The sequence below is a fragment of the Halorubrum shenae genome (assembly GCF_051194165.1).
GTDB lineage: Archaea > Halobacteriota > Halobacteria > Halobacteriales > Haloferacaceae > Halorubrum.
The window spans coordinates 128583-139905 of record NZ_JBLZNI010000003.1 but is presented as its reverse complement, the minus strand read 5'-3'; the positions used below and the strand labels follow the sequence as shown (position 1 = coordinate 139905).

Genomic DNA, 11323 nt, shown 5'->3' with positions numbered 1-11323 from the left:
GCCCGCGGTATCACATATAAACTCTCACCCGATCCGCGCGATCTTGACGGTCGGGCCGCTATCGTCGACGAGACGGAGCTCTAGACGGCTCTCACCGCGCGTTCGGAGCGCGATCGGTCCGTCGACGACCCCGACAGTTGCGGTCACCGCGTCTGGAACGATCGAGATGGTCCGGTCGCGGTCGCCGTCGATCCGATACCGGAGCGCAGCGCCAGATCCGTTCACTGACCGTTCCGGCTCGACGATCGCGAGCCGGTCGATCCGCGCGGCGGCGACACCGCTCGGCGCACGGACTGTCACCGTCGTCCGTGCGGCGAGCGCCGGGTCCGAGACGCTCATCGACTCGGAGGCGAGTCCCCCGATTGCCCGCTCGACGCGGTCCGACTCGGCTTGAAGTCGCTCGTCGGTCGTGGCGGTGCGAGCGTCCTCCAGCGCCGGCACCGAGGTCGCGAGGAGGGCGACGGCGACGAGGACCGTGAGGACGACGCGGATCATCGACCCCTCCTCGCGGTGCGAAGGGACTCACAAGGAGTCACGGAGCCGATCCAGCGCGCTGTCGCGCCACGAGTCGTCCGCCTTCTCGTCGTTCGTTTCGGGGCTATCGACCGCCGACTCGACTGTCGCTCCCGCCCTGGTTCCTCGGCGCTGATCATTCGGAACGGCGGTGTCGAGGTCTGTCTCGCTCGGCACGCTGGAGCCGACCATCTCGTCGCCGGCGTCGTCGCTGATCGCGTTCTCGTTCGCGGCCGCGTCGCCGCTCTCACTCGCTTTTGCGAGCGCCAGATCGGCGCGGCGCTCGACGGCTTGGTTGACAGACCGGACCGCTCCGACGTATCCCCGAATCGCCTGTGTCGCCGCCTCCAGCTCCTCCACGCGCGCTTCGAGGTCGTCGAGCCGGGCTGAAAGCTCCTCACGCTCTGCGCTCGCGTTCGCTTCGTCCCCGAGGTCGGCGACGGCGTCGTCGGTCCCGGTGAGCGCTCGCTCGACCGCGCGAAGCCGTCGTTCGAGTCGGTCGTCGTCCCGGCCCGTGTCCGGATCGGCCGTCGTATCGGCGTCCGGTTCGGCGCTCGGATCGTTGCCCGGATCGACGCCTACCGTCCGATTTCGCGTCATCTGGTCCGCCGCCGGGCGAGTCGGTTCCGCCGTTCCGACCGGCGTGCGGTCGGCTCGATCGAACGCCGATGATCGTTCCGATTGCCCGTCGCTCGTCGTTTCCGGCGTCCCTCCGGTGTCGGCGAACGGCCGGGTACGGTCGCGAGTGTGGTCGGTCACGCGGCCGACTGGCCGCGGCTTCCTACTTAACTGTCGGGGGAAAAGGTATTACCACTCGATCGGGTATCTTCCAATCATGAAAGCGGTCCTCCTCGGCGTCGGACAGGCGGGCGGGAAGCTCACGACGGCGCTCGCCGAGTTCGACGCCGATGCCGGCTACGGCGCGGTGCTCGATGCGCTCGCGGTGAACACGGCGTCGGCGGATTTAGAGCCGCTCCCGCTCGACGCGGTCCTCGTTGGCCAGTCGCGGGTGAACGGACACGGTGTCGGCGGCGACAACGAACTCGGCGCCGAGGTGATGGAGGAGGACGCAGTCGAGGTGTTGGACGCGCTCGCGCCGAAGGTGACCGCCGACGCCGAGGCGCTGTTCGTGGTCGCGGGGCTCGGCGGCGGCACCGGCTCCGGCGGCGCGCCGGTGCTCGTTCGGGAGCTGAACCGCGTGTACGACGTGCCGGTGTACGCGCTCGGGATCCTCCCCGGACGCGACGAGGGGGCGATGTATCAGGTGAACGCCGGGCGCTCGCTGAAGACGCTCGTCCGCGAGGCGGACGCGACTATCGTGCTCGACAACGACGCGTGGCGCTCCGCGGGCGAGTCGGTCGAGGGCGGCTACGCGGCGGTCAACGCCTCGATGGCCAAGCGCGTCGGGCTCCTGCTCGCGGCCGGCGAGTCGGTCGAGGGCGTCGCGGAGTCGGTCGTCGACACGAGCGAGGTGATCAACACGCTGCGCGCCGGCGGCATGGCCGCGGTCGGCTTCTCGTCCGCGCCCGCCGCCGAGGACGCCGAGGAGAACGTCACGACCGTGATGAGCGCGGTTCGAAGCGCGGTGATGACGGGGATGTCACTCCCGAACGCGACCGACGCGGATACTGCCCTCGTCGCCATCGCGGGCGACCCCGACCGAATCTCCCGGAAGGGTGCGGAGAAGGCGCGCAAGTGGCTCCAAGAGGAGACCGGGTCGATGCAGGTGCGCGGCGGGGACTTCCCGCTCGACTCCGACCGGGTGGCCGCCCTGGTCCTCCTCGGGGGCGTCGAGCGCTCGCGCCGCGTCGAGGAGTTCCTCGAACGTGCGCGACAGGCGGTTCGAGACGAGCCGGAGGAACAGCCGGACCCCGCCGACGCGTTCCAGAACGACGAGATCGATGACCTGCTGTAGTCGCCACCTCCGGGCCCGGGTTCCGGCGGGACAGGTTCCGCAGCTTTTTACTTCCGCCCGGTGGAGTCGTTTCCGATGAACAACCCGTGGGACGACTGGGACCACGTGCTGAAGGTCGACCCGGACAAGGAGCTGTACGGGGACGACACCTTCGAGGACGTCTGCCGGACCGGGACCGACGCGATCGAGATCGGCGGGACCCTCGACGTCACCGCGGAGAAGATGACCCGCGTCGTCGACGCCGCCGCCGAGTACGACGTGCCGCTGTATCAGGAGCCGTCGAACCCGGGCGTCGTCATCGACTCGCCCGCCCTCGACGGCTACCTGATCCCGACCGTGTTCAACGCCGGTGGCCCGTTCTGGATCACCGGCGCGCACAAGGAGTGGGTCCGCATCGACGACCTCGACTGGGACCGAACCCACACCGAGGCGTACATCGTCTTGAACCCCGAGGCGTCGGTCGCCCAGCTGACCGAGGCCGACTGCGACCTCAGCGCCGACGACGTGGCGGCCTACGCGAAGGTGGCAGAGCGCATGTTCGGCCAGGAGATCGTCTACGTCGAGTACTCGGGCATGTTTGGTGACACAGAGAAGGTCGCCGCCGCCCACGACGCGCTCGACGAGGCCACCCTCTTCTACGGCGGCGGGATCCACGGCTACGAGCCGGCCAACGAGATGGCCGCTCACAGCGACGTGATCGTCGTCGGCGACCTGCTCCACGACGAGGGCGTCGACGCGGTCCGCGAGACGGTGAAGGGCGCCAAGGACGCCTAACCACCGTTTTCTCGTCGGGTTCCCTCGCTCACTTCGTTCGATTTGGGAACCGCTCCTCGAAAAACTTGGTGGGAAAAAGCCGACGGCTCGGCGTCGCCTCGCTGTCGGTGAACCGCTCGTGGTTCGAAACGGCAAGTCGTTTCGTCATCGCCAGAAATCTCTGATTTCTGGCTAGCAGTCAGAACGCTTGCGTTCTGACGACATCACGAAAGGCGCGAGCGCCTTTCGAACGACTCCGCTCGCGGATGCCTCCATACAGGAGGCGGTCGATTCGCTGGACTGCGTGGATCGGTACTGCGGTCGGCGCGTGCCTGTGAGCGGCCGCCTTTAAGCGGCCGCGAGGAACACGCGCGAGGGATGCGGTGAGCGCTCGGAGAGCGCGAACCGCGAGGCTGGGGGGGTGTGAGGTGAGGTTGCGGTCGGGTGGGACTCAAAGGGGCAGCCGCGAGGACGAAGCACGCTGCAGCAAGCACCGCAGCGAGGGAGCGATAGCGACCGAGCGAGGAGCGCAGCAAAGCGCGCGAGTCGTCGCGGCTGGGGCTTTGTAGGTGTTCACCTCGGAGTCGACCACTTATAATTGAGCGGCTGTGAGTTTAAAAATGACCGTCGTAGTCTCGTCCTCTGAGACACACAACCGAGCAGTCCGAGAGTTTGACACACCCTTTCGCCGCAGCAGCCCTCAGACGTATCCGCCGATCATGTTCTCGACGTACTTCGCGATCACGTCGACTTCGAGGTGGACCGGGTCGCCGACCGACTTCTCCGAGAGCGTCGTGAGGTCGTAGGTCGTCGGGATGATCGCGACGTCGAACTCGTCGCCTCGCTTCTCCGCGACCGTCAGGGAGATGCCGTCGAGCGTTACCGACCCCTTGTCGACGAGGTAGTCCCCGTGGGCTTCCGGGATCGAGAAGGTGAACCGCCAGTCTTCGCCGATGCGCTCGACCGCCGTCACCTCGGCGACGGTGTCGACGTGCCCCTGCACGACGTGGCCGTCGAACCGCCCGTCGGCGGGCATCGCGCGCTCGACGTTGACCGGGTCGCCCTCGTCGACCGCGCCGAGGTACGTCTTCGCGACCGTCTCGCTCGCGAGGAACACCTCGAACCAGTCGTCGGCGTCGTCGTCGCCGGTGGCGTCTGCGTCGCTGTCGTACTCTTCGACCGTGAGACAGACTCCACTGACGCTGATCGACTGGCCGTGGTGGAGGTCGTCGAACCCGTCGACGCCGATCCGGAGTCGAAGCCCGTCATCGGTCTCGGTCCGCTCGCGGACGGTCCCGGTGTCCTCGACGATGCCGGTGAACATACCGAAAGTAGGTGCGCGCGACACATATCGGTTCGGTGTTCGGTCGGGCGTCGTCTGCGATCGGCTCCCGCCGCTGTCGCGCCCCTTTTGACCCCCTGGAGTCAACTCGGTTCCAATGAGGCTCGGACTGACCGACATGGTCGGGCTGGCGGCGTCGCTGATCTTCGCCCTCCCGCTCGCGAACTACGCGGTCATCCGGCTGTTCGCCGGCGAGGTCGCGCTCGGCGTCGGTCTGCTCGTCGTCGCCGCCGCCATGGTCGTCCTCCCCCAGTACTTCCTCGATCCGGGGCGGATCCTCCGGGGACTGCTCTCCGGACTGCTCCCCCGACAGCTCCGCGGACTCGTCGCGCTTGATGCCGCTGAGGCGGAGTCGGACGATTCGGACGCGACCGACGGGGAGCCGGCTGAGGCGACGCCCGAGGACGCGACCACGGTCGAGAAGTAGGGCTCCATCAGATATCACTCCCGTTCGGACGGAACGATCCCGAACGGGTACTCGGCCAATATCTCGTACCCGTCCTCACTGACGACGACGAGGTCCTCCAGCCTGACGCCGCCGACGTCTGGGTCGTACACCCCCGGCCCGATTGCGACGACGTGTCCCGGCCGCAGTTCCGTCCCGCTCGACAGCGACGGCGACTCGTGACGGCTCACGCCCACGCCGTGGCCGGTGTCGTGAGTGAAGCCGGCCTCGCCCTCTCCCGCGTTCGGATCGAACCCGTACGCGGCCAACTCGGCGGCCGCCTCGCCGTGGACGGCTTTGGCGGGAACTCCCGGCTCGATCTCGTCGAGGGCTACGTCCCGGGCCGACTCGACCGCGAGGTACGCCCGCCGCTCCCAGCCGCCGTCGCCGTCGACGACGAACGTTCGGGTCAGGTCGCCGTAGTAGCCGTCCGGGCCGCGGGGCGAGACGTCGATCAGCACCGTCTCGCCCGGTCGGACTGGGTTATCGCCGACGCAGTGGCGGTCCGTGGCGGACGGTCCGGCGCCGATCGCGGTGTTTCCGGCGTCGCGGACGCCGCGGGCGGCGAGCGTCGCGTTCACCGCCCGTCGCAGACGCTCGGCGGTCAGCGGAGCGCCCTCCCAGCGGAGAGCCGGGCTCTCCGTCTCGTCCGTGCCAACCTCACTCTCTGCCAACACGGCCTCCGCGCGCGCCATTCCCGCGACGGCCGCGCGCTGAACCCGGCGGAGCCGATCGAGCTCGGCGGCGGTCTTCCGAGCGCGCGCCGTCGCGACCGCGTCGGTCGACGCGAGCGCGTTGCCGTCGCGTTCGAGGTACACCGCCGCGTCGTGCGGGATCGAGGGGGGAACGAGGAGCGTGTTGTCGTCGGTTTCGCTGCTGTCGTCGGTCTCGCTCCCGAGCAGGCCACGCACGACCGCCGCCGCGCGCTCGCCCGCGTGATCGCCGACGCGATCGGTCCGTACCTCGCGGGCGACGCCGTCGTGGAACTCGCCGTCGTGGAACTCGCCGTCGTCGTCGCCTTCACTCCTGTCGCGTGTGCCAGCCACGAACTCCCGTTCAGCCTGTTCGCGGAACAGCGACGGGGCACAGCAGATGGCGCGACCCGCGGTGCCGTCGTCCGGAACGATCACCAGCGCGTAGGGCCGGTCCGGACCGCAAAAGCGCGTGAGATACCGGAGGTCGTCGTCGAACCGGTCGCCGACCGCGACGAAGGCGTCGGCGTCGGCGGCATCGATCGCCTCGACGATCGGGGTGAGATCGGTGCGGAGCGGGGGGAGCTGGCGGAACTGCCCGTGTTCGGCGGTGTCGGTGCCTGCGCCGTCACCCCTGTCGCTCACGGGTCGGGTTCGGGGACGGCCAGCTCCGCCTGCACCTCCTCGATGAGTTCCTGTGCGGGCTCGTCGCGAAGTTCGTTGAACAGGAGGACGCTGATCGGGAGGGTCGGCGCCCCGCTGATGAGGCTCTCCATGATCACGAGTCGCTCGCGGGCGCGGGACATCCCGACGTAGAACACGCGGCGCTCGTTGTCGGTGAGCACTGGGACCGGGCTCGTGGTCTTGGTGAACTCCTCGACGCCGTCCACGTCGGTCGGGTCGTCGATGGAGGCCGCCATCTGCTCGACGACCTTCTCGGTGAGGTCGGTCGCGACGAACACGTGGTCGGCCTCGCGCCCCTTCGCGGAGTGGATGGTGCCGACGCGGACGCGGGTCGGGTCCGCGCCCTCGTACTCGCCGTCGAAGTACGCGCCCATCGACTTCCGCTGGAAGCTCGTCACCTTCCGGACCATGTCGTCGGCGCTCGCGGTGTCCGGCATGAACGGGATAAACCCGTCGAGCTCGTCGGTCGTCACCTCGATCCGCGTGATGTCGTCGGCGTCGGCCGCCTCCTCGCGGTCGTCGAGGAAGTCGTAGAACTCGTCGCGCTCGTGGGTGCCGAACGCCGAGTCCTGCAGCATGTCGGCGAGCCGCCGGGCCTCGAGCCCGTTGACGGGATCGCCGGCGTCGATCTTCTCGATGGCGCTGACGTAGTCCTGCACGCGGTCGGTCCACATCCGGCCGTCGGTCAGCATCGTGAACGGGATTCCGTGGTCGATGAACTCGTCGATGAAGTCGAACATCTGGTAGCGCGCCCGGAACAGACACATGATGTCGCCCTCGTCGTCGTCGACGGTGTACCGGACGTTCCGGACGAGTTCGATCATCGACGGCGACTCAATCGCCTCGACGGTGCCGCCCTCCTTACGCGGGTGGAGGTCCTTCTCCTGTCGCTTGTCGATGTGCCGGATCTCGGCGTTGACGACGTTGAGGATCTCGGAGGGGAGCCGATAGGAGTTCGGGAGGACGACGTCCTCGTCGACCGGGGTGTCTAAGAGGAGGTCGGGGTCGGCGCCCTGCCACGCGTAGACGACCTGGTCGTCGTCGCCGGCGATGAGCACCTTCCGCATGTGGGGTTTCCACTCCTCGAAGACGTTGTACTGCAGCGTCGTGATGTCCTGGAACTCGTCGATGATCAGGTAGTCGACGTTCGGGACGAGCGAGCGCTGCGCGACGCGTTCGAGCATGTCTGCGAAGCCGACCAGCCCGTGGTCGCCTTTGTAGCCGCGCCACGCGCGGATCGTCTCGGGGATGTCGATCCGCTCGTCGTCGGAGGGCCACGTCGGGGTGTACTTGTTCCCTTCTTGGGCGTTGGGGTCTTCCTCGGGCGGGAGCCGAACCTCCTCGACGTTCCACTGGAAGGGCACGTCGTACCAGTCGGACACGTCGCGCTCGGTGCGCTGAAGCCACTGCGAGGTGGCGATAATCTTGTTGCCGATCGTCGTCGACCGCGCGGTCCGCCGCCCGGCGCCGCCGTGCTGGTCTTCGAACTCGATGCCGTACTCCTCGCAGAACTCTTCTTTGTCGTCCTCGCCGACCACGTCGCCGCGAGACAGATCGAGCAGCTCGTACGCCTTCGCGTGCATGGTACAGACGTTCCCTTGGAGGCTACGCGGGGAGATGTCGAGCCGCTCGGCGAGCCGCTCGCGTATCTCGGCGGCGGCCGCGCGTGTGTACGAGACGACGAGTACATCACGAACGTCGGCGTCCCCGTCGTCGAGGATCCCCTCGACGCGATCCAGGAGCGCCGTGGTCTTCCCGCTGCCCGGACCGCCGAACAGTCGCGTCACCGTGGGATCGGTCATTATCTATTTGTGATCCCGGTTCTCCTTAAACGGCGTGGCTCGGGGCGTTCCGGAGGAAACGCTGTGTCGGGGTGTCAACGCCCCCCGCTGTCGGGTCGTCGACACGGTCGCTGTCGAATTGCGCCGCGCTCAGTTACTTCTCGTCGCCCGCGCCTCTCGCACGTCGGCGCCGTCGCGAACGAGGTCCTCGCAGGCGGGGCAGACACGGGGACGATCGACCTCGTTCGGAGTGAATACCCGAACGTAGTCGGTCGTGACGAACGAACCGCAGTTCTGGCAGGTCGGCATACTCGCCACTATCGATTGACACTACATAATACTGCCGCCGAGTCCTGCCGAAAGAAAACCGCTAACCGGCCGTGCGACGTCGTTGGAGTCAGGTCGGGCGCCAGTCGCAGACGCCACACTGCGCGGTTCCCTCGGGATGTAGTGCACCGCACTCCGGACACTGAAGCTTATTATAGGATCGCTCCCAGCGTACGATCTCCGTCTCGTGGCCGCGGTCGGACAGGAACTCGTCGAACACGTCGTCGTCCGCGCTGGATGCACTACTAGACATGCATGTTAACCCATGTCACGGGAGTATATATATCTTCTCACGCTTTCCATCGCCTCGGTATCGCCCGGCCGATCGATCGGGAAACTCACCGCACGGTCGGCGGTGTCGCTCAGTCGTGCCCGTGTCCGAGGGCCTCGTTACACATCTCGTTGAGCTCCACGATCTTCTCGCGGACGGCCTGCGGCTTGTCAGCCGGCGGTTCCTCGAGCGCGGGCTGCCCGTGGGCGTCCGGTTCGCCGACGATTACACTCCCGATCATTCCGACGCCCTCGTGTGGCGTACAGTAGTAGTGGTACACGCCCTCCGTCTCGAACGTGTGTTCGAACGTCGCTCCGTGTTCCGAGAGCATTCCGCTGTCCCACGCTTCGGCGCCGTCCGGAACGAGCTGCGGCTGGTCGTTGTCCGGGTGGTACGCCGCCGCGTTGTGACTCCCGCTTTCGAGTGTCCACGTGACGGTCCCGCCGGTCTCGACCCTCGCGACGTGCGGTGCGAAGTGGGTCCCGCCGTCGTCGGTCGTTATCATGTCGACCGCGGCGGTCGGGGTCGGTTCACCGACCCCTCCGTGCCCGTCGCCGTCGTCGTGTCCGCCGTCGTCGTGTCCGCCGTCGTCGCTCTGCTCGTCCCCGCCCTCGTCGTGGCCGTCGTCCTCTCCGCTATGATCTTCTCCATCAGACGACCCAGTGGATTCCGAGTCCGACTCACCGCCGCTGGTCGATGCGCTCGAACACCCCGCGAGACCGACGGCCGCAGCGGCACTCGACAGCTGTACAATCCGCCGACGCGTGTAGTGTGACCGGTCTGTCATTGTCGGATACCTCTCCACCTGAGAGTACAGGGGGGAGTACCATAGACGGGCTCCCTGTTTTGCACGCGACGCAAAACGGCTCTTATATTACGCCTCGGCGGGCACTAGCGGTATCCGGGGGAATCTCTGTGTCAACAGACGGTAGCAACGACGAGCTCCTCGAACTCCTCGGCCAGGAGCGCGTCCGACAGGTTCTGGCGGCGACGAGTCGCGGGCCGCTGTCCGCCAAAGAGCTCAGCGACGAGTGCAATGTCGCACTCTCGACCATCTATCGGCGAGCGGAGGAGATGGTCGCCCACGACCTCTTGGTCGAACGGACACAGATCGAGCCGGACGGGAGTCACCACAGCGTTTTCGTGGCGAACATCGACCACCTCGACGTCGACATCGACGACGGTGAGATCGACGTCTCTGTCCACGTCCGTGAGGACGCTGCACAGCGTTTTTCGCGCATCTGGAGCGACATCAGGGAGCTATAACAATGCACATCGAACTCGTCATCGCGAAGCTCGTCACGGTCGGATTAGGGCTGTTAATAACGAAACAGGCGTACAAAGGCTACCGGTCCTACCGGAGCGAACCGATGCTGTACGTGGCCATCGGATTCCTCTTCATCACCGTCGGCTCGGTACTCGAAGGAGTCCTCTTCGACGTGGTCGGGCTGTCGATCTTTGTCGCGGGGACGATCCAGACCGGTCTCGTCGCCGTGGGGATGCTCGTAATCCTGTACTCGTTACACGGCCAGTTCTCCGAACCGTCGAGCGGGGGTGATACATCGTGACCGGCGACTGGGCGGTCGTCTTGACGCTCACCCGTGCTGTCCTCCTCCTGTTGGGAGTCGCGACGACCGCGGTCAGTCTCCGCGCCTATCTCCGCGGGGGGACGCGCTATCTCCGCGACGCGACGATCGGGTTCGCGTTCATCACCTTCGGCGTTCTCATCGAGGGGTTCCTCTACCAGCTCACCGGCCTGACGCTCACTCAGGTCCACCTCGCGGAGTCCGTCGCGCTGGCTTGCGGTTTCCTCGTCCTCCTTCGGTCGTTTCTCCGGTGAGCCCGACCACGCCTGCGATGTAGCACCGACTCGCCCCGGCGACAAGGGCCGCGAAGCCGAATAAGAACGGGTACGCCGCGTAGTCGGTCACCAGCTGTCCGCCGTCCAGCGTGCCGCTGCCGACGGCTATCGTCCCGATGCCGGCCGCCCACATCCCCACGCCGAGGCCCGACACCGCGACGAACGGATAGTAGTACCGACGCAGTTTCGCGGGCTTGCGCGCCGCGAGCGCGAGAAGCACTACGGCGGAGAGCGCGTAGACGCCCCCGAATACCGCCGTTTTTACCCTGTCCGCCCCACCAGTCGGCATGCCGAACGTCAGCGAGACCTACATCGAAAACCGTCAGCGGGTCCAGCCGACCCACACGAACAACTACGAGTCTGCCCACGGGGGTAACGTCGTCAAGTGGATGGACGAGATCGGCGCGATGTCGGCGATGCGCGCCGCCGGCGAGACGTGCGTCACGGCCAAGATCAACGGGCTCGACTTCAAGCGACCGGTGCCGCAGGGCGACACCTGCATCGTCGAGTCGTACGTGTACGCGGTCGGGCGAACGAGCCTCCGCACGCGGATCCGCGCGTACCGCGAGTCCCCCCGCACCGGCGAGCGAGAGTTGACGACGGAGTCGTACTTCGTGTTCGTCGCGGTCGACGCCGACGGGAAGCCGACTCCGGTCCCCGAACTGGAGGTCGCCGGCGACCGCTGCCGGGAGCTCCGCGACGCCGCGCTGGCGGCCGAGCCGGACGAGGAGCGCTGAGG

The 11323-nt window shown here is 67.2% G+C and carries 15 protein-coding genes and 1 pseudogene; 7 read left to right on the top strand and 9 right to left on the bottom strand.

All coding sequences use genetic code 11. The features are described 5' to 3' along the window. Nucleotides 1–24 precede the first annotated feature (24 nt). Together ACNS88_RS05485 and ACNS88_RS05480 are read right to left on the bottom strand one after the other, a co-directional pair. Entirely contained in the window at nucleotides 25–495 is a 471-nt protein-coding gene (locus ACNS88_RS05485; RefSeq protein WP_435094688.1) for a DUF7311 family protein, read from the bottom strand. 27 nt (nucleotides 496–522) lie between these two features. Next, nucleotides 523–1272, bottom strand: coding sequence for a DUF7310 family coiled-coil domain-containing protein (locus ACNS88_RS05480; RefSeq protein ID WP_435094686.1), 750 nt, complete (start codon nucleotides 1270–1272; stop codon nucleotides 523–525). Nucleotides 1273–1348: 76 nt separating this feature from the next. Here ACNS88_RS05480 and ACNS88_RS05475 point away from each other — a divergent pair, with 76 nt between their 5' ends. Both ACNS88_RS05475 and ACNS88_RS05470 read left to right on the top strand, forming a co-directional pair. Continuing rightward, nucleotides 1349–2428: a tubulin/FtsZ family protein gene (locus ACNS88_RS05475; RefSeq protein WP_435094684.1), complete on the top strand. Its 1080-nt coding sequence runs from the start codon at nucleotides 1349–1351 to the stop codon at nucleotides 2426–2428. A 75-nt stretch (nucleotides 2429–2503) separates the two neighbouring features. Then, nucleotides 2504–3202 carry a phosphoglycerol geranylgeranyltransferase gene (locus ACNS88_RS05470; protein ID WP_435094682.1) on the top strand — a complete coding sequence of 233 codons (699 nt, stop codon included), beginning with the start codon at nucleotides 2504–2506 and terminating at the stop codon, nucleotides 3200–3202. A 679-nt stretch (nucleotides 3203–3881) separates the two neighbouring features. On the opposite strand, the gene ACNS88_RS05465 is transcribed toward ACNS88_RS05470, so the two are convergent. Further along, a complete protein-coding gene (locus tag ACNS88_RS05465; RefSeq protein WP_435094680.1) occupies nucleotides 3882–4505 on the bottom strand; it encodes a riboflavin synthase in 624 nt (207 codons plus the stop codon). Between the two features lie 115 nt (nucleotides 4506–4620). On the opposite strand from ACNS88_RS05465, the gene ACNS88_RS05460 reads away from it, so the two are divergent. Further along, nucleotides 4621–4950, top strand: a complete 330-nt coding sequence (locus ACNS88_RS05460; RefSeq protein WP_435094678.1) for a DUF7533 family protein — start codon at nucleotides 4621–4623, stop codon at nucleotides 4948–4950. Between the two features lie 14 nt (nucleotides 4951–4964). Here the strand turns inward: ACNS88_RS05460 and ACNS88_RS05455 are convergent, their stop codons facing one another. The 5 genes from ACNS88_RS05455 to ACNS88_RS05435 all read right to left on the bottom strand — a co-directional run bounded on the left by ACNS88_RS05455 (nucleotide 4965) and on the right by ACNS88_RS05435 (nucleotide 9510). After that, complete coding sequence (locus ACNS88_RS05455; RefSeq protein ID WP_435094676.1) at nucleotides 4965–6305, bottom strand: M24 family metallopeptidase; 1341 nt, start codon at nucleotides 6303–6305, stop codon at nucleotides 4965–4967. Next, on the bottom strand, nucleotides 6302–8146 hold the full coding sequence (locus ACNS88_RS05450) for a UvrD-helicase domain-containing protein (protein WP_435094674.1): 1845 nt from the start codon (nucleotides 8144–8146) through the stop codon (nucleotides 6302–6304). The genes ACNS88_RS05455 and ACNS88_RS05450 overlap by 4 nt, the downstream gene beginning before the upstream one ends. A gap of 129 nt (nucleotides 8147–8275) precedes the next feature. Continuing rightward, nucleotides 8276–8434 carry a DUF7563 family protein gene (locus ACNS88_RS05445; protein ID WP_008002314.1) on the bottom strand — a complete coding sequence of 53 codons (159 nt, stop codon included), beginning with the start codon at nucleotides 8432–8434 and terminating at the stop codon, nucleotides 8276–8278. Nucleotides 8435–8522: 88 nt separating this feature from the next. Further along, complete coding sequence (locus tag ACNS88_RS05440) at nucleotides 8523–8705, bottom strand: HVO_0416 family zinc finger protein (RefSeq protein ID WP_435094672.1); 183 nt, start codon at nucleotides 8703–8705, stop codon at nucleotides 8523–8525. A 109-nt stretch (nucleotides 8706–8814) separates the two neighbouring features. Further along, nucleotides 8815–9510 carry a plastocyanin/azurin family copper-binding protein gene (locus tag ACNS88_RS05435; protein WP_435094670.1) on the bottom strand — a complete coding sequence of 232 codons (696 nt, stop codon included), beginning with the start codon at nucleotides 9508–9510 and terminating at the stop codon, nucleotides 8815–8817. Between the two features lie 128 nt (nucleotides 9511–9638). On the opposite strand from ACNS88_RS05435, the gene ACNS88_RS05430 reads away from it, so the two are divergent. The 3 genes from ACNS88_RS05430 to ACNS88_RS05420 are packed head-to-tail and all read left to right on the top strand — an operon-like array spanning nucleotide 9639 to nucleotide 10563. Next, the gene (locus ACNS88_RS05430; protein WP_435094668.1) at nucleotides 9639–9989 is read left to right on the top strand and encodes a helix-turn-helix domain-containing protein; all 351 of its coding nucleotides are present in this window, start codon (nucleotides 9639–9641) and stop codon (nucleotides 9987–9989) included. A 2-nt stretch (nucleotides 9990–9991) separates the two neighbouring features. Beyond that, nucleotides 9992–10291: a DUF7521 family protein gene (locus ACNS88_RS05425; protein ID WP_435094666.1), complete on the top strand. Its 300-nt coding sequence runs from the start codon at nucleotides 9992–9994 to the stop codon at nucleotides 10289–10291. Next, on the top strand, nucleotides 10288–10563 hold the full coding sequence (locus ACNS88_RS05420) for a DUF7521 family protein (protein ID WP_435094664.1): 276 nt from the start codon (nucleotides 10288–10290) through the stop codon (nucleotides 10561–10563). Before ACNS88_RS05425 ends, ACNS88_RS05420 begins: the two co-directional genes overlap by 4 nt. On the opposite strand, the pseudogene ACNS88_RS05415 reads toward ACNS88_RS05420, so the two are convergent. After that, nucleotides 10559–10873, bottom strand: a pseudogene (locus ACNS88_RS05415) (G protein-coupled receptor family protein); the annotation flags it as partial. The gene ACNS88_RS05420 and the pseudogene ACNS88_RS05415 overlap by 5 nt on opposite strands. On the opposite strand from ACNS88_RS05415, the gene ACNS88_RS05410 reads away from it, so the two are divergent. Then, nucleotides 10872–11321 (top strand): acyl-CoA thioesterase, encoded by a 450-nt coding sequence (locus ACNS88_RS05410; RefSeq protein ID WP_435094662.1) that lies wholly within the window; start codon nucleotides 10872–10874, stop codon nucleotides 11319–11321. The pseudogene ACNS88_RS05415 and the gene ACNS88_RS05410 sit on opposite strands and share 2 nt — an antisense overlap. Nucleotides 11322–11323 lie beyond the last annotated feature (2 nt).